Raw genomic sequence first — 24,821 nt, 5'->3', positions numbered from 1 at the left:
GCCTTTCGGAAATTTATGGGTATCGTTATCTTCGTGTCAAGAGCGTCGATTGATATCTCCCTCGGCCAACTCCGCCGCTACACGCCGGCTGTCGTCGAGCCCGCCGACTTCGACCGGTTCTGGCGGGCCACCCTCACCGCCGCCGCGGCCAGCCCGGTGCTCGTCGACGTCCGCCCCGAACCCACCGACCTGCGGCTGCTCGACGTGTGGGACGTGACGTTCGCCGGGTTCGCCGGCGAACCGGTGCGGGCCTGGTACACCCGTCCCGCAGGCGTAGCCACACCGCTGCCGGCAGTGGTGGAGTACCCCGGCTACGGGCGCGGCCGGGGCCTGCCGGGGGAGCGGCTCACCTGGCCGGTGGCGGGCTACGCCCACCTGCTGGTGGACAACCGGGGACAGGCCGGCCTGTACAGCCGCGGTGACACCCCGGACCCGCACGACGCTCCCGGCGGGCCCAGCCCCGCCACGAGGGGAATCCTGTCCCCGGACGACTACCACTACCGCCGCCTGATCACCGACGCAGTCCGCGCGATCGACGCCGTCCGCGTACTGCCCGGGGTGGACCCGGCCCGCGTCGCCGCGGTGGGCAACAGCCAAGGTGGTGGACTCGCGCTCGCGGCGGCGGGCCTCGCCGACGGCCTCGCCGCGCTCCTGGTCACCGCCCCGTTCCTGTGCGACATCCAGCGCGCCATCGAAGTGACCGAGGCGTCCCCCTACGGCGAGATCGCCCGCTACCTCGCGGTGCACCGCGAGGCCGAGGAGCCGGTCCGGCGCACGCTGTCCTACGTCGACGGCGTCACCTTCGCCCGGCGCGCCACCGCACCGGCGCACTTCGGGATCGGTCTGCGCGACGAGGTCTGCCCACCGAGCACCGGCTTCGCCGCCTACAACCAGTACGCCGCTGCCGCATCGGCCACTCCGCTACGGGAGATGCACACGTACCCGTTCAACGGCCACGAGGGCGGGGAGGCCGTCCACGTCCGGCGGCAGCTGCGCTGGCTGGACGCGGTTATGCGTTCCGCCGGGACGGCAGCCGGCTGACGGACTCACCGGATGTCCGATGCAGGGCGCTAGATCACCCGGCGGCGTACCCGCCACACCACCACGCCGATCAGAATCGCCGCGACCGCGACGAACACCGCCGCCTCGATGAGCTGGAACGTCCAGAACCGGTCGGCCGGGTGGTAGACCCCGAACCGCTGGATGCCGCGTTCGTGCAGGAACTGGCTGAGGTTCGTGCCGGCCTGGTTGGCCGCGTCCTCCAGTTCGTAGTACTCCGTCGAGCTCAGCCTGCGCCCGGCGGCGTCCGCGTAGCCGCGTTCGATCACCCAGTCGGCGACGCCGGCTCCGGCCTGACCCTTCGTGCCGCCGGCGGGGACCGGCTCCATGGTGGTGAGCGGCGTGGCGTACGCGGGACGGGCCAGCAGCGCCACCGACATCCGGGCGGCGAGGAACGCCCCGAACGCGACGCCGAACGCGGGCAGGCTGCGCCGCAGGATCGCCCCCGCGGCGGTGGCGACGCCGAACGCGAACAGCGCGTACGCCAGCGGAACGAGCCCTTCCAGGTCGAAGGCGTCGTACTGGAACCGCCCTTCCCAGGCGTCGAACGGCTGACGGAACCAGGTGAGCACGGCGGTGAACATGCCGGTGAGCGCGACTGTGACGCCGGCCAGCGCGGCGAGCTTGGCCGCCAGCCAGCGCATCCGCGGCACGGCCTGGGTCCAGGCGAGCTGCCAGGTGCCGTCCTCCAGTTCGCGGGCGAGCAGCGGCGCGCCGAGGAACGCGCCGATGACGACGGGCACCAGGTAGAAGGCCGCGAGGAGGTTCTCGACGTATCCGTACTCCTCGTCGAGCCGGCGGAAGGCGGCCGTGCACGTCTCACCGGCGCCTGCTGTTCCCGCGCACCGGGCGGGGTCGCCGGGGAACAGGTCGTGGGCCTGCGTCCCGAGCACGAGCAGGGCGATGCCAAACACGCCGAGGAGCAGACCGAGGACGCAGACCTCGGTGCGGTGCTGGCGCCAGATCAACCACGTCATGCCGCCACCTCCGACGGGACCGCGGCGCCCGGCTCGGACGGCCGGCGCAGGTACGCCAGCACCAGGTCCTCCAGCCCGACCGGCTGGGCCTGCCAGCCCGGGGCGGCCGGGATGCCGCCGTCGCGTACCAGCAGGGTGGTGTGCCGGTCGCTGTGGACGGCCTCCACGACGGCGCCGGCCCGGTCGAGGTCGGTGGCCGTGCGCGGGCCGACGAGCAGCCGGTGCTCGGCGAGGAGGGTGTCGATGTCACCGGTGAGCGTGACCCGGCCGTGGTTGAGCACGACCAGGTGGTCGCAGACACGTTCCAGCTCGTGCACGACGTGGGAGGAGAACAGGACCGTCACGCCGTCTTCGGCCAGCGGGTCGAGGCTGGCGACCGGCTCGTCGAGGACCAGCAGGTCCGGCCGTTTCGCCAGGGCCAGGGCCAACGCGACCTGGGCCTGCTGCCCGCCGGAGAGCGAGCCGGCCCGGCGGTCCAGCGGGATGCCCAGTTTCGCCAGCCGGCGCTCGGCCAGCCCCTGGTCGAAGCGGAGGTTGCAGGCCCGGCCGAAGCGGAGCATCTCGGCGACGGTGAAGCGCTTGTACAGCGGGTGGTCCTGGGCCAGGAACCCGATCCGGGACAGGGTCTGCGGGGTGCTGGCGGTGACGTCGTGGCCGAGGACCTCGACGGTGCCGGTGCTCGGCGCCAGTAGTCCGACGATCAGGCGCAGCAGCGTGGTCTTGCCCGCGCCGTTCGGCCCGACCAGGGCGATCACGCCGCCCGCCGGCAGGGTCAGGGTGCAGTCGCGCAGCGCCCAGCCCTTCCGGTACCGCTTGCTCACGCCGTCGGTGCGCAGCGCGATCTCGGTGTCTGTCACGCCACGTCCTCGTTTCTCGTCTGCTGGTGGACGGAGGTGAAGAGCGCGTCGACCGCCTGCTCGTCGAGGCCGGCCTCGTAGGCGCGGCGCAGCCACGTCGCCAGGCCGCGGCGCAGCGACGTGTACGTCGACGGCGACATCGCGGCCGACTGCTGCTCGGTGACGAACGTGCCCTGGCCGGGCCGGCCGGTGACCAGGTTCTCCTGCTCCATCTGCCGGTACGCCTTGGCCACGGTGTTCGGGTTGATGGCCAGGTCCTCGACCACCTCGCGGATGAGCGGGAGGCGGTCGCCGGGTTGGAGGAAGCCCAGCAGCACCGCCTGGCGGACCTGCTGGACGAGTTGCAGGTACGGCGGCACGCCGGAGTGGGTGTCGAGCCGGAAGACGAACACTGGTAGCCCTTCGCTGCTTTACTAGTACCGTAGTAAAGCAGCAGGTGGGCGGTCAAGAAGGGCGGGTTGGCCGCGGCTGGGGGATCGACATGATCGCCGATGGCTGTATCGTTGCCGACGCCGCATCCCGCAGGCCGCTTCCAGCAAGGACGACCATGACCGCCTCCACCGTCACCGCCGTCATTGACCTCGACCTGACCGGCCCCACCATCTCCCGCCACGTCTACGGCCACTTCGCGGAGCACCTGGGGCGCTGCGTCTATGGCGGCTTCTGGGTGGGGGAGGGCTCCGCGACCCCGAACGAGGGCGGGATCCGCCTCGACGTGGTGGAGGCGCTGCGCCGCATCGGCATCCCGAACCTGCGCTGGCCGGGCGGCTGCTTCGCCGACGACTACCACTGGCGCGACGGGATCGGCCCGCGCGAGCTGCGCCCCCGCATGGTCAACTCGCACTGGGGCGACGTGGTCGAGGACAACTCCTTCGGCACGCACGAGTTCATGGCGCTGTGCGAGCTGCTGGGCGCGGATCCGTACGTCTCCGGCAACGTCGGCTCGGGCAGCGTGCGGGAGATGTCCGAGTGGGTCGAGTACCTGACCCGCGGCGACGACTCTCCGATGGCCGCCCTGCGGCGGGAGAACGGGCGCGACGAGCCCTGGCGGGTCCCGTTCTGGGGATTGGGCAACGAGGCGTGGGGCTGCGGCGGCAACCTGCGCGTCGAGCAGTTCGCCTCGCTGGCCCGCCAGTACGCCACCTACGTCCGCGACCACGGCGACAACACCGTCTACCGGATCGCCGCGGGCGCGAACAGCGACGACTACCACTGGACCGAGACGTTGATGCGCTCCTTCGACGACCTGGCGGCGCCGGACTCCCGCGCCTGGCCGTTCCAGGCCGTCTCGCTGCACTACTACACGATGACCCGGGGCTGGTCGTCGAAGGGCGCGGCGACCGGCTTCGACGAGGAGGAGTGGTACCTGGCGCTGCGGAACGCGACCCGGATCGAGGAGCTGGTCTCACGCCACGAGGCGGTCATGGACCGCTGGGACCCGCAGCGCAAGGTCGGCCTCGTCGTGGACGAGTGGGGCACCTGGTGGGACGTGGAGCCGGGCACCAACCCCGGCTTCCTCTACCAGCAGAACACGCTGCGCGACGCGCTGGTGGCCGCGGTGCACCTCGACACGTTCCACCGCCACGCGGCGCGCGTCGTGATGGCGAACATCGCGCAGACGGTGAACGTGCTCCAGGCCATGATTCTCACCGACCCGGAGACGGGCGCGCTCGTGCTCACGCCCTCGTACCACGTGTTCGCGATGAACCGGGCCCACCACGACGCGGCGTCGCTCGCGGTGACCTTCAAGGACGACGTTCCGGTGCGCGAGGTGGCGGGGGATCACCTGGCGACGCTCTCGGCGTCCGCCTCGACGCGCGGCGACACGGCGCTGGTCTCGCTGTCGAACCTCGACGCGCGGCGTCCGGCGACAGTCGTCCTCGACCTGCGTGGTCGGGACGTCACCTCCCACCGTGCCACCGTCCTGACCGCCGACGCGCTCGACGCGCACAACACGCCGTCGACCACGGGCGTCGCGCCCCGCGAGCACGCCGGGGTCACGGACCACCCGCGTGGCCTGGAGGTCGAACTGCCGCCGCACGCGTACGTCACGGTGGCGCTCGACCTCGCCTGACCGCCGGACACACGGCTCCGCGCACGGCCGCGTGACGACAGCGGTCTGGTGACGCCTGCGTTCCTCTCCTCACTCCGGCGCCTGGGGCCAGGAATCGCCAGTGACCTCGGTCGATCGAGTTCGCCCAGTGGCGCGCTGCTCGGTCCGATAATTTTCGGTGCTGTGTCGGTCGGAACGTCTGCCTCTTGCCCGGTGCTACCGCAGGCAGCGGGGTCGTTGACGGATGGCGGGGCACTTAGTAGCCTCAGCGCACACAATCCTGGCATGTAAATATCTCGATAAGTTTCGGAGACGACGACCTCGCCTGCGGTGCCCACCGCCGGCAGGGCCGCCGCGCTGATTCGCCACGGTCACCCGACCACCGCCGCGCACGATTACCGCATGGAGGGCCGTTGAAACGCGTCCGGAGCACCGTAGCCATCATCGCCACCGCCGCGCTCCTCCTCGGCGGATGTGGCGGATCAGACGGCGAATCCGACTCGAAGACCTTCGAGTTCTGGTCGTTTGCCAACATCAACCAGAAGGCCGACGTCGACGTCTACACCAAGGCGCACCCCGATGTGCGCATCAAGCTCACCGAGGTCGGCAGCACCACCGAGACCGCGCAGGCGCTCACCGCCGCGCTGGCCGGTGGCAAGGTGCCCGACCTGGTGCTCATCCAGGCCGACGACCTGCCGAAGTTCATGCAGTCGCCGGACAACTTCGTCGACCTCACCACGCTGGGCGCCGGCGACATCAAGGGGAACTACCTCGACTGGGTGATGTCGCAGGCGACGACCAAGGACAACAAGATCATCGGGGTGCCGACCGACGTCGGCGGGCTGGCGGTCGCCTACCGTACCGATCTGTTCAAGGCAGCCGGCCTGCCCACCGACCGGGACGAGGTCGCCAAGCTCTGGCCGACGTGGGACGAGTTCATCAACGTCGGTAAGCAGTACGTCCAGAAGACCGGGAAACCGTTCGTGGACAACACGCCGACCAGCGTCTTCTTCCAGGCGGTCAACCAGGGCAGCCAGCGCTACTACAGCGCCGACCGCAAGCTCGACTACGACAACGAGCAGGTCAAGGCGGCGTTCGACGTGACGCTGAAGGCCTTCGAGGCGGGCATCTCCGCCAAGCAGGGGTCGTTCTCCTCCGGCTGGACCGCGGCCATGAAGAAGGGCGACTACGCGGTGGTGTGCTCACCGTCCTGGATGCTCAGCCAGATGAAGACGAACGCCCCCGAGACGAACGGCAAGTGGGACATCGCCACCATTCCCGGGGGTTCGGGGAACTGGGGCGGCAGCTTCCTCGCCATCCCCAAGCGCGCCAAGAACGCGAAAGCGGCGTGGAACTACATCTCCGAGATGCAGTCGCCGAAGGGCCAGCTCGAGCACTTCCTGATGCAGGGGTCGCTGCCCACCACGCCGTCGGTCTACACGGATCCGCAGCTGGTCGGAAAGACCGACCCGTTCTTCAGCAACGCGCCGATCGGCAAGATCTACACCCAGTCGGTGCTGGGGATCAAGCCGTTCTACTTCGGCCCGCAGGACGGCCCGATCGGCACCGAGTTCCTCAACACGCTCACCAGCGTCGAACAGGGCAAGGTGAGCCCGGCGAAGGCCTGGGACACCGCGCTGACAAACGTCAAGAACGCCGTACGCGAATGACCGAGGGCTGACGTGCGGCAGCCGGGCACCGCCCGGCTGCCGCCCATCGCGGAGGTGACGCTTTGACCACCATGCTCAGCCCGGCCACGGCCCCGCCGGACCTCCGGCGGCCCCATCGCAGACGGCGGATCCAGCAGGGCGTACGGGAGTTCCTGGCGCCGTACGCGTACATCGCGCCGTTCTTCGTGCTCTTCCTGATCTTCGGTCTCTTCCCGCTGCTGTTCACCTTCTACATCTCCCTGTTCGACTGGGATCCCATCGGTGAGCACCGTTTCGTGGGGCTGGACAACTTCACCGAACTCCTGCACGACCCGCGCTTCTGGGGCGCGTTGCGGAACACGTTCAGCATCTGGGTGATGTCGACGGTGCCGCAGTTGCTCCTGGCGCTCGGCCTGGCGCATCTGCTCAACCACGCGCGGCTGCGGCTGGCCGCGTTGTTCCGGATGTCGGTGCTCGTCCCCTACGTCACCTCGGTCGCGGCCACGACCATCGTCTTCGCGCAGATGTTCGACCGCGACTACGGCATGATCAACTGGTTCCTCGGGCTGCTGGGCTTCGACCACATCGACTTCACAGCCTCGCTCTGGGGCAGCCACGTCATGATCGCCACGATGATCGCCTGGCGCTGGACCGGCTACAACACGCTGCTGTACCTCGCCGCGCTGCAGTCGGTACCCCGGGAGCTGTACGAGGCCGCCGCCGCCGACGGCGCGAACGGCTGGAAACAGTTCCTGCACATCAGCATCCCGTCGTTGCGGCCGATCATCGCGTTCACCGTCGTGACGTCGACCATCGGCGGGTTGCAGGTCTTCACCGAGCCGCTGCTGGCCAACCCGGTGGGCGGGCTCACGTGCGGGGCGGCACGGCAGTGCCAGACCGTCACCCTCTACCTCTACGAGCAGTCCTTCGGGCAGTTCCACTTCGGCTACGGCGCGGCGGTCGGCGTCGCGCTCTTCGTCATCGTGGTCGCCTTCTCCGGACTCAACTATCTGCTGGCCACCCGCGTCCGCTCGGAGCGCCCATGAAGCCCGCACCCTCGACCGCCGCGCCCGTACGGACCCGGCGGCGCTCGGCCAACCGCGTCTCGATCGCGGTGTACGCGCTGCTCACGCTCGTGGCGCTCGCCAGCGTCTTCCCGCTCTACTGGATGTTCGTGGTGGCGACGACGGACTCCGCCACCGCGACGACCCTCCCGCCGACGATCACACCCGGCGGCAACTTCCTGCACTTGGCGGAGCTGGTCTTCACCATCGTGCCGTTCGTGCAGTCCCTGCTCAACAGCGTCATCGTCGCCGGCACGATCGCCGTGGGCCAGGCGGTGCTCTGCGCGCTGGCCGGGTTCGCCTTCGCCAAGCTGTCCTTCCCCGGCCGCAACACGCTGTTCCTCATCGTCGTGCTGACCATGACGGTGCCGGCGCAGCTGGCGGTGGTGCCGCAGTACCTGATCATGTCCCAGCTGGAGTGGGTCGACACCCTGCAGGCGGTGATCGTTCCCGGTCTGGTCAGCGCGTTCGGCATCTTCTGGATGCGTCAGCACATCGGCAGCACCATCGACGACGAGCTGATGGCCGCGGCGCGTGTCGACGGCGCCACCACCTGGCAGATCTTCTGGCGGATCGCGTTCCCGCTGGTCCGCCCGGCGGCGTACGTGCTGGGGCTGTTCACGTTCGTCTACGCGTGGAACGATTTCCTGTGGCCGTTCATCGTCCTGAAGTCGCCGGAGAACTACACCGTCCAGATCGCCATCAAGGCGCTGCAGCAGAACCGGGACATCGACCTGGGGCTGGCCATGTCCGGCTCGTTCCTGGCCACCATTCCGCTGCTGGTGCTGTTCGTGTTCGTCGGACGCCGTCTGGTGCAGGGAATCATGGAAGGCGCATTCAAGGGGTGAGGTCCGTCTCGGTCCCGTCAGCCGGCCGGCCGGTAGTCGAACCAGTCGAAACCGGCGCTTCCCTCGGTGACGTACATGCCGATGACCCGGCCGGTGAACCCGGAGGCGACCTCGGTGGACAGGTAGCGCCCGTCGAGCTCCGCCAGGCACGACCAGCCGTCGCCGGTCTCGACCTCGAAGCTGATCGTGTCACTGCCGGCCGCCGTGACGCCGACGAGGCCCGCCCGCGCCAGGTCGCCGGACGAGGTGACCGTCGGGGGCAGCACGCCGGTGGTCCGGATGGCCAGCGCCACGGTCACCGCCCCCGCGGGCACCGGGCACTCCCCGAACACCTGCCGAAACGGTCCGACCCGGCCGACGACCCGGGCCTGCCCCCGGGCGAGCTCCAGGTCGTAGTGGTGGGCCTCGTCGATCCTGATCGTCAGGCCGGACCGGCCGGAGCCGGGATCGATGCGGGCGCTGACCCGGCAGTCGTGGTGCTGCTGGCGGCGGCCGACGACGGTGGCGCCACTGCGGTCGAGGCTGTCGCCGGTCGCGTGCAGCGTCAGCCAGCCGGGCCGGTCGGTCAACGACCACGCCGAGTCGGGCCGGCTACGGGGAGAGATCCACTGTGGACCGAGCCGCTCGTCGTCGAAGTCGTCCCGCTCGGCCCACCGGCTCGTCCCATCCGGGCCGGTGACGATCGAGACCGGGTCGACGACCGGCCACCCGTCGACCCAGCGCACCGGCGCCAGGAACGTCTCCCGTCCCAGGACGTGGTAGGGCGGCCACTGGCCCTTCGGCCGGATCCCCAGCAGAACCATCCACCAGCTGCCGTCGGCCGCGTCGACCATGTCGGCGTGCCCGGTCGCCTGCACCGGCCGGTCGGTGCCGCGATGCGTCAGGATCGGATTGGCCGGCCCCGGCTGGAACGGCCCGCGCGGCGAGCGGGCGCGGGCGACACTCACCGCGTGGCCGGTGTGGGTGCCGCCCTCCGAGACGAGCAGGTACCACCAGTCGCCGATCCGGTACAGATGCGGCGCCTCCGGGTACTGGCCGCCCGTCCCCGACCACATCGGCACCGGCCCTTCCAGGACCTCTCCGGTACGCGGGTCGATCCGGTACGACTCGACCCCGGACACCGTCATCCAGCAGGTGCCGTCGTCGTCCCACGCCAGCGACGGGTCCACGTGGGGCAGATCCAGGTAGACCGGATCCGACCACGGGCCGGCCGGGTCGGTCGCCGTGACGATCAGGTGCCGGTCGAGCGTGACGTTCGTCGTGACGACCCAGAACCTGCCGTCGTGGTGGCGGATCGTCGGCGCGTAGATGCCCCGCGAGGCGAGCGTTTCGGCCGGCAAACGGAGCTGATCGGCGCGGTCCAGCACGTTGCCGATCTGCTGCCAGCTGACCAGGTCACGACTGTGGAAGATCGGCACACCGGGCGCGTACTCGAAGCTCGAACACACGAGGTAGTAGTCGTCACCGGCGCGGCAGATGCTCGGATCGGGCCAGAAGCCCGGGAGGATCGGGTTGCGGTAGCCGTCGTCCGCAGGCTCCGGTTCCATTTCCGCTCCTTCTCGTACGGGCACAACGCCTCCACGAGTGTCGATGTCGCGAACCGTGTCGGACAACCCGCGAGTGCGCGATGACAGTTCTCGGCCGCCTCCTGTCCCGGCGCCCCCGTCGCGACGCGGCCACGGAGTTCCCGTACACCTTCACCGTGCGGCGCGGGCTGCGCGTGCCGATGGACGACGGCGTCGAGCTGGTCGCCGACCTCTACCAGCCGGTCGGCGTGGTGGAACCGCCGTTGCCCACGATCGTCGTCCGCTCCCCGTACGGCCGGCACGGCTCGCTGACCCACGCGCCGGCGCTGGCCCGCGCGGGGTTCACGGTGCTGGTGCAGAGCTGCCGCGGCACCGGTGGCTCCGGTGGCAGTTTCCGGCCCCAGCTCGACGAGGAGCGCGACGGCATCGCCACCCACCGGTGGGTACGCCGCCAGCAGTGGTGCACCGGCACCGTCGCGACGTACGGGGAGAGCTACCTCGGCTACACCCAGTGGGCGGTGGCCGGACGGATGTGCCGTGACGACCCCGGCAACGCCCCGGACGCGCTGTGCCTGAACGTCACGATGGCCGACTTCGGCCCGATCACCTGGACCAACGGCGCGTTCTCGCTGGAGGGCTCGCTCGGCTGGTCGCGCCGGATGGACCTGCGGGGCCTGCGCGGCGCCCTGGTCCGGGCGTGGCTCGCGCGGCGGCCGGACCGGAAGCTGGCCGCGGCCTTCGACGTGCTGCCGCTGTCCGGTGGCGACACCGCGGTGGCGGGCCACCCGATCAGCTGGTACCAGGACTGGCTGGCCCACGAGAAGCTCACCGACGACTACTGGACCCGGCAGTCGCACACCGCGTCGGTGCCCGACGTCACCGCGCCCGTGTACATGGCCACCGGCTGGTACGACATCTTCCTGCCCTGGCAGCTGCGCAACTACGCCCAACTCGCCGCGGCCGGCCGCCCGCCCCGGCTGACCATCGGCCCGTGGGGCCACAGCAGCGCGCAGAGCCCGTTCCTTCCCGAGTCCATCGCGTTCCTCAGGGAACACTTCGCCGGCGCGCCCACGACCCGGCCGGCGCCGGTGCGCGCCTTCCTCACCGGCGCGGAGCAGTGGCACGATCTGCCCGCGTGGCCACCGCCGGGCACCGTGGCGCAGCGGTGGCACCTGCACCCGTCGGGGCTGCTCGACCCGGCCGTCCCCGGCGCGGGCAGCACCCGCTACACCTACGATCCCGACCGGCCCACGCCCGCGCTCGGCGGCCCCGGCATGGGTCCGTCCCCGGGGCCGGTCGACAACAGCGCCCACGAACGCCGCGCGGACGTGGCCGTCTTCCGCAGTCCACCGCTGGCGCACGCGCTCGTACTCGCCGGGGAGCCGACCGCTCATGTCCGGTTCCGTTCGACGGCGGCCAGCGCGGACGTGTTCGTGCGGATCTGCGACGTGCACCCCGACGGCCGCTCGATGAGCGTGTGCGACGGGATCCGCCGCGTCGGCGGCGTCGGTACCGCGGCTACCGACCCGCAACCGGACGAGGACGGGTTCGTCGAGCTGGAGGTGCCGCTGTGGCCGGCGTTCCACCGCTTCGCCGCCGGCCACCGCGTCGCCGTGCAGGTCAGTTCCGGAGCGCATCCGCGCTACGCCCGCAATCCCGGCACCGGCGAGCCGGCCGCCACCGCGGCCAAAACGGTACGGGCGGAGCAGGAGATCTCCCACGGCGGCGACCACCCGTCCCGGATCGACCTGCCGGTATGGACCTGAACAGACATCTCCAGAAGGGACCCCCGGATGGCATCCGTATTCCATGTGGCGACAAGCGGTTCCGATCGCGCCGACGGCTGCGCCGAGCGGCCGTTCCGGACGATCAACCGGGCGGCCGGCGTCGCCCAGCCCGGTGACACGGTGGTGGTGCACGCGGGGGAGTACCGCGAGTGGGTGAAGCCACGCCACGGCGGTCTCAGCGACTCCCGCCGCATCACCTACGAGGCCGCGCCCGGCGAGCACGTGGTGATCAAGGGATCGGAGCGCGTCACCGGCTGGGAGCCGCTCGGCGGGACGGTGTGGCGGGCACGAGTCGACAACGCGCTGTTCGGCTCGTTCAATCCGTTCGCCGAGGAGGTGACAGGTGACTGGATCGTCCACCGCACCGGCACGCCACCCAAGCACCTCGGTGAGGTCTACCTGAACGGCCTGAGCTTCTTCGAGGTGGGGAGCCGCGCGGAGGTCGAGGACCCGCCCCGGCGTACCGAGGTCGTCGACGACTGGACCGGGGTGACCCGTCCGGTCGGCGATCCCGACCAGACCCGGCTCGTCTGGTACGCCGAGGTCGGTGAACAGACGACGATCTGGGCCAACTTCCAGGGCGCCGACCCGAACACGGAACTCGTCGAGATCAACGTACGCCGCAGCGTCTTCTACCCGGAACAGCCGCACCTGGACTACATCACCGTCCGTGGCTTCGAGTTGGCGCACGCGGCCAGCCCGTGGGCGCCACCGACCGCCGACCAGCCGGGCCTGATCGGACCCGGCTGGGCGAAGGGCTGGGTCATCGAGGACAACGTGATCCACGACGCCAAGTGCTCGGCGATCTCGATCGGGAAGGAGGGCTCCACCGGGCAGAACTTCTCCGCTCTGCGCGGCGACAAGCCGGGCTACCAGTACCAGCTGGAGTCGGTCTTCGCGGCCCGTCGGATCGGGTGGGACCGGGAGCACATCGGCTCGCACGTGATCCGCCGCAACACGATCTACGACTGCGGCCAGAACGCGATAGTGGGTCACCTCGGGTGTGCGTTCTCCACCATCGAGGACAACCACATCCACCGCATCGGCCTGAAACGCGAGTTCTACGGGTACGAGATCGCCGGCATCAAGCTGCACGCCGCCATCGACGTGGTGATCCGGCACAACCGGATTCACGACTGCTCGCTCGGCACCTGGCTGGACTGGCAGGCGCAGGGCACCCGGGTCTCCCGCAACGTCTACCACGACAACTGCCGGGACCTCTTCGTCGAGGTCAGCCACGGCCCCTACCTGGTCGAACACAACATCTTCGGCTCACCCGCCGCGTTGGAGCTGTTCAGCCAGGGCGGTGCCTTCGTCAACAACCTGATCTGCGGCACGGTACGGCTGGAGCCGGTGCTGGACCGCGCCACCCCGTACCACCTGCCGCACAGCACGCAGGTCGCCGGGTACGCGGTGATCTACGGTGGGGACGACAGGTACGTGGGCAACCTCTTCCTGGGCGGCGATCCGGGCGCGGCCTACGCGACGGGTGCGGAGGGTCGGGGGACGCCGCTGGGCGGCACCGCCGGATACGACGGCCATCCCGCGTCGTTCGCGGAGTACCTGGCCCGCCTGGACGAGCAGCCGCCCAGCGACCAGAAGAAGTACCTCGACGTGAAACAGCCGGTGTACGCCCGGGCGAACGCCTACGCCGCGGGCGCCCGGCCGTTCGCGGGCGAGCGTGAGCCGTGGGTGCTGGGCGCCGCGACGGTGACGGTCGTCGCCGAGGGCGACGCGGTCTGGCTCGTCACCGATCTGCCCGAGACGTTCGACGAGGCCCGTGTCGGTGTGGTCACCGGCCGGGATCTGGAACGGGTCCGGTGCGCCGACGCGGATTTCGAGGAGCCGGACGGCAGCCCGGCCGTCATGGGCGTCGACCTGGTCGGGGAACCCCGGCAACCGGGACGCAACGGCGCCGTCGGCCCGATCGCGGGCCTCGCGTCCGGGTCGCGCCGCACGCGCGTCCTCTGACGGCGGACCCGCCCGTACGCGAACGGAGACGGTGACGCCGGGCGGCGTCACCGTCTCCGTCTGCCTCAGCCGCGCGCGGCCCAGTCGCCGAGGGCCCAGTCGCGCACCTCGGGCATGTCCTCCAGGTGCTCCACCACGTACGTCTCGTGGCGGTCGAGCTGGCTGCGGCACCACGCCTTGAGGTCGGCGGCGCCGCGTGGGAGGCGCTTGGCGTTGTTGATGGCGTCCATCACGAGGTGGTACCGCGACGCCTTGTTGCGCACCGTCATGTCGAACGGGGTGGTGGTCGTGCCCTGCTCGATGAAGCCACGCACGCGGAACCGGTCCGCGTCCGGGCGGCCGTGGACGAGCTGGTGGATCGCGCCGGGGTAGCCGTGGAAGGAGAAGATCACGTCGACGTCGTCGGTGAACAGCTCGGTGAACAGGGTCTCGCTCATGCCGTGCGGGTGGTCCTTGGGCCGGACCAGGGTCATCAGGTTGACCACGTTGACCACGCGGACCTTGAGCCCGGGCAGCCGCTCGCGCAGGATCTGTGCCGCCGCGACCGTCTCCATGGTGACGACGTCGCCGGCGCAGGCCAGGACGATGTCGGGATCGCTGGTGCCGTCGTCGGTGCCGGCCCACTCCCAGATCCCCGCGCCGCGGGCGCAGTGTTCGATCGCCTCGTCCATGGACAGGTACTGCAGCTGCGGCTGCTTGTCGATGACGATCAGGTTGATGTACGACCGCGACCGGAAGCAGTGGTCGGCCACCGACAGCAGGGTGTTGGCGTCCGGCGGCAGGTAGACCCGGGCGACGTCGCCCCGCTGGGTGAGCACCACCTGGATCAGGCCCGGCCCCTGGTGGGAGAAGCCGTTGTGGTCGTTGCGCCACGCCGTCGAGGTGAGCAGCACGTTGAGGCTCGGCACCTTCGCCCGCCAGGGCAGGTGCTTGGCCTCCTGCAACCACTTGCCGTGCTGCACGGTCTGCGAGGCGCTGACCATCGCGAACGCCTCGTAGGTGGCGAACATGCCGTGCCGGCCGGTCAGGTTGTAGCCCTCCAGCCAGCCGTGACAGTTGTGCTCGCTCAGCACCTCCATCACCCGGCCGTCGCGGCCGATCGCCACGTCCTCCGGTGTCACCCGCTCCATGAAGGCACGGTCGGAGACGTCGAAGACGCTGCCGAGGCGGTTGCTGTTGGTCTCGTCCGGACAGAACAACCGGAACCGGTCGGCGTTGCGCGTGTAGATGTCGCGGATCATCTCGCCCAGCTTGCGCGTCGACTCGGCCCGCTGCTGCGCCGGCCGGGGCACCTCGATCGCGTACGACCGGAAGTCCGGCAGGTCCAGGTCCCGGGTCAGCAGTCCGCCGTTGGCGTGCGGGCTGGCGCTCATCCGCAGGTCGCCGTCGGGGGCCTGGTCCCGGATCAGCGCCACCGGCGCGCCGGTGGAATCGAACAGCTCCTCCGGACGGTACGACCTGAGCCAGCGCTCGAGCAGCGCGAGGTGCTCCGGGTTGTCCTTGACGCCGGACAGCGGCACCTGGTGCGAGCGCCACGTGCCGGTGACCGGCGTCCCGTCGACGGTGTCCGGGCCGGTCCAGCCCTTCGGCGACCGCAGGACGATCAGCGGCCAGGTCGGGCGGGTGCCGTCCCAGGAACCGTCACGGGCGGCGGTCTGGATGTCGCGGATCCTCGTCCACGCGGCGGCGAGCGCGGCGGCGAAGCGGTGGTGCATGCCGGGCAGGTCGGAGCCCTCGACCTCGATGACGTCGTAGCCGTGGCCCCGCAGCAGGTGGCGTACCTCCTCGGGGTCCTTGCGCCCGAGTACGGTGGGACCGGAGATCTTGGCGTCGTTGAGGTGCAGGATCGGCAGGACCGCGCCGTCGCGTTCGGGGTTGAGGAAGGACACGCCCTTCCAGGAGCCCTCGAGCGGCCCGGTCTCGGCCTCGCCGTCGCCCACCACCGCGATGGCCAGCAGGTCCGGGTTGTCCATCACCGCGCCGAACGCGTGGACCAGGACGTAGCCCAGCTCGCCACCCTCGTGGATGGAGCCCGGGGTGGTCACCGACACGTGCGACGGGATGCCGCCCGGGCTGGAGAACTGCCGGAACAGGCGCAGCATCCCGGCCTCGTCCTGGCTGACGTCCGGGTAGATCTCGCTGTAGGTGCCCTCCAGATAGCCGGCGGCCACCAGCGCCGGCCCGCCGTGGCCCGGGCCGGCCAGGTAGATCGCCTGCTGACCGGTGTGCCGGATCAGCCGGGAGACATGCGCGTAGATCAGCGACAGGCCGGGGCTGGTTCCCCAGTGGCCGAGCAAGCGCGGCTTGATGTGCTCGGTCGACAGCGGCTCGCGCAGCAGCGGGTTGCCCTGCAGGTAGATCTGCCCGATGGTCAGGTAGTTGTTCGCCCGCCACCACGCGTCCAGACGGGCGAGTTCGGTGTCGTCGAGTTCGGCGAGCGTACGGATTTCGGATTCGACCGCGGTCACCGTGCTTCCTTTCACTGATCTCGTCATGTCCGGACCCAGGTTAGGCCCAGCCGGGCTCGTTCACCGGGGGCCGCAGACCGCAAGCCGCGGGACCTTCGGCCCTCTCGATCCGTAGTACGCGGCGCGCATCAGTTCCTGCATGTCGCCGAGCATCGGCATCCGCGGATTGGCCGGCGCGCACTGGTCCTCGTACGCGTTCAGCGCCTGCTGCGGCAGCGCGGCGAGGAAGGCCCGCTCGTCCACCCCGACGGCCGCGAACGACGGCTCGATGCCGACCTCGTCGCGCAGGCGCTCGATCGCCGTGGCCAGGGCTTCGACCGCTTCGGCGTCGGTGGCCGCGGGCAGCCCGAGGGTACGGGCGATGTCGGCGAAGCGCTGCGGCGCCCGGTACGTCTCGTACCTGGGCCAGCCGGTGAGCTTGCTCGGCACGGTCCCGTTGTACCTGATGACGTGCGGGAGCAGGATCGCGTTGGTGCGCCCGTGTGCGACGTGGAACGTGGCACCCAGGGTGTGCGACATGGCGTGCACGATGCCGAGGAAGGCGCTGCCGAACGCCATGCCGGCGATCGTGCCGGCGTTGTGCATCTTCTCGCGGGCCACCGGGTCCGCGGCGCCCTGGTGCACGGCCCGGGCGAGGTTGCCGAAGATGAGCCGGACGGCGTGCAGGGCCAGACCGTCGGTGAAGTCGTTGGCGTAGACCGACACGTACGACTCGATGGCGTGGGTGAGCGCGTCGAAGCCGCTGTCCGCGGTGACCACCGCCGGCAGGTCGGCGGCCAGGACCGGGTCGACGATCGCCACGCTCGGGGTGAGCGCGTAGTCGGCGAGCGGGTACTTCTTGCCGGAATCGGTGTCGGTGATGACCGCGAACGGGGTGACCTCGGCTCCGGTGCCGGAGGTGGTCGGAACGCAGACGAGCTGGGCCAGCGCGCCGAGGGTGGGGAACTTGAAGGCGCGTTTGCGGATGTCGAAGAACTTCTCCCGCAGATCGGCGAAGACCACCTCGGGGTGCTCGTAGCGCAGCCACATCACCTTGGCGGCGTCCATCGCCGAACCGCCGCCGAGCGCGACGATGGTGTCCGGGCGGAACGAGCGCATCAACTCGGCGCCCCGGTCGACCGTTTGTACGCTGGGCTCCGGCTCGACGTCGTCGATGATCTGCAGGGCGACCTGCTCGCGGCGGCGGTGCAGCACGGACAGCACGCGGTCCACGTACCCCAGTCTGGTCATGGTGTGGTCGGTCACCACGGTGACCCGGCGGACGCCGGGCATGTCGGCGAGGTAGCGGATCGCGTTCGGCTCGAAGTAGATCTTCGGCGGCACCTTGAACCACTGCAGGTTGTTCGTCCGCCGGGCCACCCGCTTGATGTTGATGAGGTCGACCGCTGTGACGTTGTGCGACACCGAGTTGTGGCCGTAGCTTCCGCAGCCCAGCGTCAGCGACGGCAGGAAGGCGTTGTACATGTCGCCGATGCCGCCCTGCGAGGCCGGCGCGTTCCAGATGATCCGGACGGCCTTGACCCGGCGGCCGTACGCCTCGGCCAGGTCGGCGTCGCGCGTGTGGATGACGGCGCTGTGCCCCAGGCCGTCGAACTCGACCATCTGCTCGGCGTACTCGAATCCCTGGTCGTGGTCGGTGGCGGGCAGCAGGGCGAGCACCGGGCAGAGCTTCTCCCGGGTCAGCGGCTCGGCCGGGCCGACCCGGTCGACCGGAACCAGGATGACCGAGGTGTCCGGGTCGACCGGGAATCCGGCGTGTTCGGCGATCCAGGTCACCGACTGCCCGACCACGTCCGGGTTGAGCTTCCCGGAGCCGAAGAGCAGCTTCTCCAGCAGCGACTTCTCCTCCGGCGTCGCGATGTGGGCGTGCAGTCGCCGGAACTCGGCGAGGGCGGCCGGCCGGATCGCGTCGTCGATGATGACGGCCTGCTCGGAGGCGCAGATCATGCCGTTGTCGAACGCCTTGGACAGCACCACGTCGTTCACCGCGCGGGCCACGTCGGCCGACGCCTCCAGGTACGCGGGGACGTTCCCGGCGCCGACGCCCAGCGCCGGTTTGCCGGTGGAGTAGGCGGCCCGGACCATGGCGTTGCCGCCTGTCGCCAGGACCACCGAGACGTCGGGATGGCGCATCAGCTCGTTCGTCGCGGCCACCGACGGCTCGTCGATCCACTGGATGCAGTGCTCCGGCGCGCCGGCGGCGACGGCGGCGTCGCGGACCGTGCGGGCCGCTTCCTGGCTGCACCGTTGCGCCGCCGGGTGGAAGGCGAAGATGACCGGGTTGCGGGTCTTGAGGGCCAGCAGCGCCTTGAAGATGGTGGTCGAGGTCGGGTTCGTCACGGGCGTCACCGCGGCCACCACGCCGACCGGCTCGGCGATCTGGGTGATGCCCGTGATGTCGTCCTGAGCGATCACCCCGACCGTGCGGACGTCGGCCATGTGGTTGGTGACGTGTTCGCAGGCGAAGATGTTCTTCACCGCCTTGTCCTCGAACACGCCGCGACCGGTCTCCTCGACCGCCAGCATCGCGAGTTCGGCGTGCCGGCCGAGCGCCGCCACCGACGCCTTCTTCACGATCCCGTCGATCTGTTCCTGGCCGTAGGAGTCGTAGGCGGCCAACGCCGTGAGACCGTTCTCCACCAGGGTTCCGATCATGCTTCCGCCCTCCATCGGTCGTCACCCCGAACATAGATCCGCGGTGATCGATGCGACTATGGCCGGTGGGCCCGCGAGGACGGGACCACCGGCCCGCGCTTGGCCCGCTGGATCTGTTCGTAGACGTGGGTCCGCAGTTCGGTGAACCGGGGCAGGGCCCGGGTGGTGAGCTGATCGCGTTCCGCCGGGAGGTCGATCACCAGGTCCTCCTGCACCCGGGTCGGTGAGTTCGACAGGACGAGCACGCGCTGGCCCAGGTAGACGGACTCGTCGATGTCGTGCGTCACGAAGACGGTGGAGATCCCCCGGGTCAGGTGCAGTTCGCGGACGAGGTCCTCCAGGTCCGCGCGGGTCTGCGCGTCCACCGCGGCGAACGGCTCGTCCATGATCAGCACGTCCGGCTGGTACGCGATGGCGCGGGCGATCGCCACCCGTTGCTGCATTCCGCCGGAGAGCTGCCACGGGTGGCTGCGCGCCGACTGCGGCAGCCCGACCGCGTCGAGGGCGTCGGCGACCAGCCGGGCGCGTTCGGCGCGGGAGAGCTTCTTGTGGCGGAGCGGAAGCTCCACGTTGCCGCGGACGGTCAGCCACGGGTAGAGGCTGCGGCCGTACTCCTGGAAGACCACGGCCATCGCCGGGCTCGGCCCGGTCACCGGCGAGCCCTCCATCTCGACCAGGCCGCTGGTGGGCCGCAGCAGTCCGGCGAGGCATTTCAGGAGCGTGGTCTTGCCGCAGCCGGAGGGACCGACGACGCACAGCAGCTCACCGGGATCCATGGTGAAGCTGAGATCCCCGATCGCCTCGACCTCGCCCCGGCCGGAGGCGTAGACCTTCCGCAGGTGCTCGACCCGCAACAGGGGGGTCCCGTCAGGCACGGGTGATCTCCTTCATTCCGTGGTACCAGCGCAGGACGCGGCGTTCGACGACACCGAAGGCCACGGCGAGGAAGACGCCGATGAGGCCGAGCAGGAGGATGCCGCTCCACATCTCGGCGATGAGGTAGTTCCGCTGGAAGTAGGCGATCCGGTAGCCGAGACCGGCCGACGACGCGAACATCTCCGAGATGACCATGAGGATCAGGGCCACCGAGAGCGCCTGCCGTACGCCGGTCATGATGCGCGGACTCGCCGCCGGGAGGATCAGCAGCCACAGCCGGTCCCACCGCGAGATCCGGAACGAGCGGGCGGTCTCCAGCATCACGCTGTCGGTCGACCGGACGCCTTCGATCGTGTTCAGCAGGATCGGCCAGATCGCGCCGGAGGTGATGACGACGACCTTCATGGTGTCGGTGATGCCGAGCAGGAGCATCGCGACCGGGATCAGCACCGGCGGCGGAATCGCGCGGAAGAACTCCAGCAGCGGCTCGAGCATCTCGCGTAGCGGGCGGAGCCGGCCGATGACGACGCCGGCGGCGACGCCGAGCAGGATCGACGCGAACAGGCCGATCAGGAGCCGGTACACGCTCGGCAGGACGTCCTCGACGAACGCCGGGCCGATCCAGGTCTGCCGGAACGCGTCGAGGAGCGTGCCGGGGCCGACGAGGAACCGGCTCGTCGACCGGGTGGACCAGACCGCCCAGAGGCCCACGGCCAGGACCGGAAGGCCGACCGCGAACAGGAGGTTCTCGGCGACCCTGACGCCCAGGTCACGAGGGCGGGCCTTTGCCGCGCCGACGGCGGTCATCGGGCCGCCTCGTCCGCGAGCACCGACTGGTGCCAGGCCAGCGAGCGGCGTTCGACGAAGCGGAACACGACGTTCACCAGCAGGCCGAGCATCCCGGTGACCACGACGAGGCCGTACAGGCCGACGGCGTCACCGGCGGAGCGGGACAGCTCGATCATCCGACCGAGGCCGGGGTTGCCGATCACCATCTCGGCGGTGACGGCCAGGATGAGCGCGACCGCCGCGCCGAGGCGCAGGCCGGTCATCAGGTACGGCAGAGCGGTCGGCAGGATGAGGTAGCGCAGCCGCTCGGCGCGGGTGAGGCCGAAACTCCGCGCGGTGTCCCGGGCGACGCTGTCGACGTCGGCGACGCCGTAGATCACCTGCACGAACACCTGCCAGAACGCCGCGTAGACGATGATGACGAGAGCGGCGCGCATCTGCAGGCCGAACATCAGCACGGCCAGCGGGATCAGCGCGACCGACGGCACCGGTCGCAGGAACTCGACTGTCGTGTGGGTCGCGCGACGCAGGAACGGCACCATCCCGACCACGGTGCCCAGCGCGACCGCCGCGAGCGTCGCCACCGTCAGACCGATCGCCCACGACGTCATGGTGAGCCGGACCCGACGCCAGAACGCCAGGTCGCGGACCTCCTGGGCCAGCCGTCCGAACACGTCGGTGGGGTACGGCAGGTAGTCCGGGTCGACCAGCCCCAGCGCCGGGATCAGTTGCCAGACGACGAGGAACCCCAGCAGGCCGACGGCGCCCAGCAGGATCTTGCGCATCGGCCGGCTACTGCTGCTGCTGGATGAGGCGGTCGAAGTCGGGGCGCCGGTCGAGCACGCGGTACTTCTGGGCGAGCGTCGCCAGTTGCTCCAGGCCGGCCCGGTCGAGCTCCCACCCGAACGACGGGAGCCGCACGGAGTCCGCCACCGCCTCCGGCAGTTCGAGGTTGTCCTTGATGGCCTGGCGCAGATCCTTCTCGTTGGCCGGATCCTTGGCCCAGGCGAGCGTCTTCTTCATCGCCGCCGAGAAGTCCGCGACGAGCGTGGCGTCGGAGTCCTTCAGCTTGCTCGACGTGATCGTCGTCAGGGTGGTGAGTCCGGGGACGGTGGCCTGGTACGGAGCGACCACGAGGACGTCGCCGCGCTTGCGCATCTGGGTGATGAACGGCTCGGTCACCCAGGCTGCGTCGATGTTGCCGGCGGCGAGCTGGGCGGGCGCGTCCGGGAAGGCCACCTCGACGAACTTGACCTTGGTGGGGTCGCCGCCGTCCTTCTCGACCGCCGCCATGATCGTGACGTCGCCGGCGGCGCCCAGGCTGTTCACCGACACCTTGCGCCCGGCGAGCTGGGACGGCCGGGTGATGCCGGATTTCGCCGACGCCAGCACGGCGTTGATGTCGTCACCGTCGGCGTAGGACGACGCGTAGTTGCCGATGATCACCACGCCGAGGTTCTGCAGGTCGGCCCGGAACGGGCCGAACGGCTGACCGATGGCGAAGTCGATGTCGCCGTTGATCAGGGCCGGGATGGCCTGGGCCCCGCCCTGTGCGGGCACCACTTCCACGTCGAGCCCCTGCTCCCGGAAGATGCCCGCCTTGATGCCGCCCCACAGCGCGGCGGTCTCGCTGATGGGCAGCGCCGCCACGCGGACCTTGCGCAGCTCGCCGCTCGACCCGGGGGACGGATCGGTGGCGTCGGAGTCGGTGCAGCCGGTCAGGGCGATCGCGACGCTGGCGAGAACAGCCAGGGCGGTGACCTTCTTCATGGACGAGCCCTTCCGTGCGAAGCGCTGGTGCATCCGGAGGAGTGGGGCCGGCGAACAGAGATGAACCATCCGACCGCGTCGATCAGCGTCGTGCAGAGTTGATTGATTGTCAAGAATTCTGATAAGGCCACTCGCATTGCGCCCGAAGTGGTCAGACCTCGATGACAATGCGTCTTGACGAACGACGATTTTGTGACCAAACTGTGCGGTGGCGGAGGGGGCGACGACTTGGCGATCGTGATCGTGGGCGCTGGTATCGGTGGCCTCACCACCGCGCTCAGCCTGCACCGGGCCGGCTTCCGTGACATCGCCGTCTATGAGCGCGCCGACGCGCTGCGCCCACTCGGCGTCGGGATCAATCTGCTTCCGCACGCCGTCCGAGAGCTGACCGAATTGGCTCTCGGAGAACGCGTGGAAAGGCTGGGCGCCGCACCCGGCACACTGGCTTACTACAACCGGCACGGTCAGCAGATCTGGAGCGAGCCGCGCGGACTGGACGCCGGATATCGCTGGCCGCAGCTTTCCGTGCACCGCGGCCGGTTCCAGATGGAACTGCTCGCCGTGGTGCGGGAACGGCTGGGCGCCGACGTGGTGCGCACCGGGCACCGGCTCGTCGGCGTCCACGACGGCGTCGCACGCTTCGCCGCGGCAGCGGGAGAGGTGAGCGTCGCGGCCGACCTGATCGTCGGCGCGGACGGCATCCACTCCGCGCTGCGCCGGCAACATCAGCCCGACGAAGGGCCGCCGATCTGGAACGGGCTGACACTGTGGCGGGGGACGGCCCGGGCACCCGGATTCCTGGACGGGCGAACCATGATCATGGCGGGGGACGCGGAGCAGAAGTTCGTCGCGTACCCGATCGGTCCCGGCGTGATCAACGTCGTGGCCGAGCGGCGCGGCCCCGGCTTCGCCGGGCCCAACGCGGACTGGAACCGGACCGTCGACCCCGCGCCCGTCGTCGCGCTCTTCGCGGACTGGCGTTTCCCGTGGCTCGACGTGCCGGAACTGCTGGCCGCCGCCGACGAGATCCTCGAATACCCCATGGTGGACCGCGACCCCATCGACACGTGGACCCACGGGAACACGACACTGCTCGGAGACGCGGCACACCCGATGTACCCGAACGGCTCCAACGGGGCGTCGCAGGCGATCCTGGACGCGCGTACCCTCGCCTTCCACCTCGCCACCGCGACGACGGTCCCGGCGGCGCTGGACGCCTACGAGGCGGACCGGCGGCCGGCGACCACCGCGCTCGTGCTGAGCAACCGGCGGCAGGGCCCGGAGCAGGTGATGGTGCTCGCCCGCGAGCGCGCGCCGGACGGGTTCGCGCACATCCACGACGTCATCCCGCCGGACGAGCTGACCGAGATCGCCACCGGCTACAAGAAGGCGGCCGGCTTCCTGCCCGCCGATCTCAACGAACGCGCCTCCCTGACGCCGACGGTCTTCTCCGGTGTCCTGCCGTGACCGGCCCCGAATCGGCCGAACTGGACGCGGCACGCCTGGCCTCGGTGATCTCACCGCTGCGCCGCACGCTGCTCGCCGCCGCCCGGGCCGCCGAGCACCTGCCGGAGATCCCGGACGCGCAGATCGAGATCGTGCGGGCGTTGCCCCGGGGCACCGTGTCCGGCCCCGGTGAGCTGGCCGAACGACTCCGCTTGAGCCGCTCCACGGTCAGCAACCTGCTCACCACGATGGAGGGCAACGGTCTCGTCGAGCGCCGTCCCCGTCCCGGCAACCACCGCCACGTCGACGTGCTCGCCACCCCGAAAGCCCTCGACCTGTTCGACCGCTTCGACCTCGCGAGCGGAGACCTGGTCGCCCGCGCCGCGGCCACGCTGCCCGCGGCGGACCGCGCGGCCCTCGCCGCCGCGGTGCCCGCGCTGGAACGCCTGCGCGACGCGCTCGCGGACACCAAGGACACCCCATGAGTACGCGCCGACCCGCGGTCAGCGCCCCGGCGGTGCCCGGACTGGAGGCCGCGTTCGACGTGGAGGTGCGGCTCGGCGCGCTGGAGGACCACGGGGTGACCCGCGCGGGCCACCGGCGCGTGGTGCCTGTCGTCGGCGGCCGGGTCACCGGCCTCTTCGACGCCGACATCCTGCCCGGCGGCGCCGACTGGCAGCTGGTCCGCCCCGACGGCGCCATCGAGATCGACACGCGCTACTCGGCGCGCACCGCCGACGGCGGCCACGTCTACCTTCGCACGTTCGGTGTCCGCAGCGGCCGTCCGGAGATCCTCGCGGCGTTGTTGCGCGGCGACGCGGTCGACCCCGCCGAGTACTACTTCCGCCTGGGCGTACGACTGGAGACGTCGGTGCCCGCGCTGGCCGCGCTGGAGCAGTCGATCTTCGTGGCGTCGGCGATCCGCGAGGCCGACCGGGTGCGCTACACCGCCTACCGCGTCACCTAGGTGGTTTGCGTTCCGGGCCTCAGGCCTGCGCTCCCGCGTAGATCCACGGCACGATCAGC

The 24,821-nt window shown here is 70.4% G+C and carries 20 protein-coding genes; 10 read left to right on the top strand and 10 right to left on the bottom strand.

The window, feature by feature from the left end; all coding sequences use genetic code 11:
- The first annotated feature begins 15 nt into the window (after nt 1–15).
- Nucleotides 16–1,041: an acetylxylan esterase gene (locus tag PVK74_RS09990; protein ID WP_274478909.1), complete on the top strand. Its 1,026-nt coding sequence runs from the start codon at nt 16–18 to the stop codon at nt 1,039–1,041.
- Nucleotides 1,042–1,070: 29 nt separating this feature from the next.
- Here PVK74_RS09990 and PVK74_RS09985 read toward each other — a convergent pair whose 3' ends face one another.
- The 3 genes from PVK74_RS09985 to PVK74_RS09975 are packed head-to-tail and all read right to left on the bottom strand — an operon-like array spanning nt 1,071 to nt 3,285.
- Nucleotides 1,071–2,036: an ABC transporter permease subunit gene (locus PVK74_RS09985; RefSeq protein WP_274478908.1), complete on the bottom strand. Its 966-nt coding sequence runs from the start codon at nt 2,034–2,036 to the stop codon at nt 1,071–1,073.
- A complete protein-coding gene (locus PVK74_RS09980) occupies nt 2,033–2,893 on the bottom strand; it encodes an ABC transporter ATP-binding protein (RefSeq protein WP_274478907.1) in 861 nt (286 codons plus the stop codon). Before PVK74_RS09980 ends, PVK74_RS09985 begins: the two co-directional genes overlap by 4 nt.
- Nucleotides 2,890–3,285, bottom strand: coding sequence for a GntR family transcriptional regulator (locus tag PVK74_RS09975; protein WP_043322934.1), 396 nt, complete (start codon nt 3,283–3,285; stop codon nt 2,890–2,892). Before PVK74_RS09975 ends, PVK74_RS09980 begins: the two co-directional genes overlap by 4 nt.
- Nucleotides 3,286–3,440: 155 nt before the next feature.
- Here PVK74_RS09975 and PVK74_RS09970 point away from each other — a divergent pair, with 155 nt between their 5' ends.
- The 4 genes from PVK74_RS09970 (at nt 3,441) to PVK74_RS09955 (ending at nt 8,507) form a co-directional block, all read left to right on the top strand.
- Entirely contained in the window at nt 3,441–4,967 is a 1,527-nt protein-coding gene (locus PVK74_RS09970; protein WP_274478906.1) for an alpha-N-arabinofuranosidase, read from the top strand.
- Nucleotides 4,968–5,359: 392 nt separating this feature from the next.
- Nucleotides 5,360–6,616 carry an ABC transporter substrate-binding protein gene (locus PVK74_RS09965; RefSeq protein WP_043322939.1) on the top strand — a complete coding sequence of 419 codons (1,257 nt, stop codon included), beginning with the start codon at nt 5,360–5,362 and terminating at the stop codon, nt 6,614–6,616.
- 71 nt (nt 6,617–6,687) lie between these two features.
- Nucleotides 6,688–7,641, top strand: coding sequence for a carbohydrate ABC transporter permease (locus tag PVK74_RS09960; RefSeq protein WP_051611455.1), 954 nt, complete (start codon nt 6,688–6,690; stop codon nt 7,639–7,641).
- Nucleotides 7,638–8,507 carry a carbohydrate ABC transporter permease gene (locus PVK74_RS09955; RefSeq protein ID WP_043322941.1) on the top strand — a complete coding sequence of 290 codons (870 nt, stop codon included), beginning with the start codon at nt 7,638–7,640 and terminating at the stop codon, nt 8,505–8,507. Before PVK74_RS09960 ends, PVK74_RS09955 begins: the two co-directional genes overlap by 4 nt.
- A gap of 17 nt (nt 8,508–8,524) precedes the next feature.
- On the opposite strand, the gene PVK74_RS09950 is transcribed toward PVK74_RS09955, so the two are convergent.
- Nucleotides 8,525–10,054 (bottom strand): glycoside hydrolase family 43 protein, encoded by a 1,530-nt coding sequence (locus PVK74_RS09950; RefSeq protein WP_274478905.1) that lies wholly within the window; start codon nt 10,052–10,054, stop codon nt 8,525–8,527.
- A gap of 80 nt (nt 10,055–10,134) precedes the next feature.
- On the opposite strand from PVK74_RS09950, the gene PVK74_RS09945 reads away from it, so the two are divergent.
- Both PVK74_RS09945 and PVK74_RS09940 read left to right on the top strand, forming a co-directional pair.
- Nucleotides 10,135–11,799: a CocE/NonD family hydrolase gene (locus PVK74_RS09945; protein WP_274478904.1), complete on the top strand. Its 1,665-nt coding sequence runs from the start codon at nt 10,135–10,137 to the stop codon at nt 11,797–11,799.
- A 27-nt stretch (nt 11,800–11,826) separates the two neighbouring features.
- Nucleotides 11,827–13,791: a right-handed parallel beta-helix repeat-containing protein gene (locus PVK74_RS09940; protein ID WP_069088319.1), complete on the top strand. Its 1,965-nt coding sequence runs from the start codon at nt 11,827–11,829 to the stop codon at nt 13,789–13,791.
- Nucleotides 13,792–13,856: 65 nt separating this feature from the next.
- On the opposite strand, the gene PVK74_RS09935 is transcribed toward PVK74_RS09940, so the two are convergent.
- From PVK74_RS09935 to PVK74_RS09910, 6 genes are read right to left on the bottom strand one after another with little or no spacing between them, the layout of a single operon-like run.
- Nucleotides 13,857–16,286, bottom strand: coding sequence for a phosphoketolase family protein (locus PVK74_RS09935; RefSeq protein WP_069088320.1), 2,430 nt, complete (start codon nt 16,284–16,286; stop codon nt 13,857–13,859).
- A 33-nt stretch (nt 16,287–16,319) separates the two neighbouring features.
- Nucleotides 16,320–18,914: a bifunctional acetaldehyde-CoA/alcohol dehydrogenase gene (gene adhE, locus PVK74_RS09930; RefSeq protein WP_274478903.1), complete on the bottom strand. Its 2,595-nt coding sequence runs from the start codon at nt 18,912–18,914 to the stop codon at nt 16,320–16,322.
- Between the two features lie 56 nt (nt 18,915–18,970).
- Nucleotides 18,971–19,789, bottom strand: coding sequence for an ABC transporter ATP-binding protein (locus PVK74_RS09925; RefSeq protein WP_043322950.1), 819 nt, complete (start codon nt 19,787–19,789; stop codon nt 18,971–18,973).
- A complete protein-coding gene (locus tag PVK74_RS09920; RefSeq protein WP_064445478.1) occupies nt 19,782–20,597 on the bottom strand; it encodes an ABC transporter permease in 816 nt (271 codons plus the stop codon). Before PVK74_RS09920 ends, PVK74_RS09925 begins: the two co-directional genes overlap by 8 nt.
- Nucleotides 20,594–21,364 (bottom strand): ABC transporter permease, encoded by a 771-nt coding sequence (locus PVK74_RS09915; protein WP_043322952.1) that lies wholly within the window; start codon nt 21,362–21,364, stop codon nt 20,594–20,596. The genes PVK74_RS09920 and PVK74_RS09915 overlap by 4 nt, the downstream gene beginning before the upstream one ends.
- A 7-nt stretch (nt 21,365–21,371) precedes the next feature.
- Nucleotides 21,372–22,349: an ABC transporter substrate-binding protein gene (locus PVK74_RS09910; protein WP_113973117.1), complete on the bottom strand. Its 978-nt coding sequence runs from the start codon at nt 22,347–22,349 to the stop codon at nt 21,372–21,374.
- Nucleotides 22,350–22,586: 237 nt separating this feature from the next.
- Between PVK74_RS09910 and PVK74_RS09905 the strand changes: the two genes are divergently transcribed.
- From PVK74_RS09905 to PVK74_RS09895, 3 genes are read left to right on the top strand one after another with little or no spacing between them, the layout of a single operon-like run.
- Nucleotides 22,587–23,816 (top strand): flavin-dependent oxidoreductase, encoded by a 1,230-nt coding sequence (locus tag PVK74_RS09905; RefSeq protein WP_274479262.1) that lies wholly within the window; start codon nt 22,587–22,589, stop codon nt 23,814–23,816.
- Nucleotides 23,813–24,280, top strand: a complete 468-nt coding sequence (locus tag PVK74_RS09900) for a MarR family winged helix-turn-helix transcriptional regulator (RefSeq protein ID WP_209962451.1) — start codon at nt 23,813–23,815, stop codon at nt 24,278–24,280. The genes PVK74_RS09905 and PVK74_RS09900 overlap by 4 nt, the downstream gene beginning before the upstream one ends.
- Nucleotides 24,277–24,762: a DUF3237 domain-containing protein gene (locus PVK74_RS09895; protein ID WP_051610848.1), complete on the top strand. Its 486-nt coding sequence runs from the start codon at nt 24,277–24,279 to the stop codon at nt 24,760–24,762. Before PVK74_RS09900 ends, PVK74_RS09895 begins: the two co-directional genes overlap by 4 nt.
- Nucleotides 24,763–24,821 lie beyond the last annotated feature (59 nt).

The organism is Micromonospora chalcea, assembly GCF_028768405.1.
In the GTDB taxonomy this organism is placed as follows: domain Bacteria; phylum Actinomycetota; class Actinomycetes; order Mycobacteriales; family Micromonosporaceae; genus Micromonospora; species Micromonospora chalcea.
Note: the sequence above shows the minus strand (reverse complement) of the source record. Positions and strands in the feature narration are given on the sequence as shown.

Coding starts and splice junctions, on each gene's coding strand:
- PVK74_RS09990 (WP_274478909.1), top strand. CDS start 16: ATGGGTATCGTTATCTTCGTGTCAAGAGCGTCGATTGATATCTCCCTC.
- PVK74_RS09985 (WP_274478908.1), bottom strand. CDS start 2,036: ATGACGTGGTTGATCTGGCGCCAGCACCGCACCGAGGTCTGCGTCCTC.
- PVK74_RS09970 (WP_274478906.1), top strand. CDS start 3,441: ATGACCGCCTCCACCGTCACCGCCGTCATTGACCTCGACCTGACCGGC.
- PVK74_RS09960 (WP_051611455.1), top strand. CDS start 6,688: ATGCTCAGCCCGGCCACGGCCCCGCCGGACCTCCGGCGGCCCCATCGC.
- PVK74_RS09955 (WP_043322941.1), top strand. CDS start 7,638: ATGAAGCCCGCACCCTCGACCGCCGCGCCCGTACGGACCCGGCGGCGC.
- PVK74_RS09950 (WP_274478905.1), bottom strand. CDS start 10,054: ATGGAACCGGAGCCTGCGGACGACGGCTACCGCAACCCGATCCTCCCG.
- PVK74_RS09945 (WP_274478904.1), top strand. CDS start 10,135: ATGACAGTTCTCGGCCGCCTCCTGTCCCGGCGCCCCCGTCGCGACGCG.
- PVK74_RS09940 (WP_069088319.1), top strand. CDS start 11,827: ATGGCATCCGTATTCCATGTGGCGACAAGCGGTTCCGATCGCGCCGAC.
- PVK74_RS09935 (WP_069088320.1), bottom strand. CDS start 16,286: ATGACGAGATCAGTGAAAGGAAGCACGGTGACCGCGGTCGAATCCGAA.
- adhE (WP_274478903.1), bottom strand. CDS start 18,914: ATGATCGGAACCCTGGTGGAGAACGGTCTCACGGCGTTGGCCGCCTAC.
- PVK74_RS09920 (WP_064445478.1), bottom strand. CDS start 20,597: ATGACCGCCGTCGGCGCGGCAAAGGCCCGCCCTCGTGACCTGGGCGTC.
- PVK74_RS09915 (WP_043322952.1), bottom strand. CDS start 21,364: ATGCGCAAGATCCTGCTGGGCGCCGTCGGCCTGCTGGGGTTCCTCGTC.
- PVK74_RS09910 (WP_113973117.1), bottom strand. CDS start 22,349: ATGAAGAAGGTCACCGCCCTGGCTGTTCTCGCCAGCGTCGCGATCGCC.
- PVK74_RS09895 (WP_051610848.1), top strand. CDS start 24,277: ATGAGTACGCGCCGACCCGCGGTCAGCGCCCCGGCGGTGCCCGGACTG.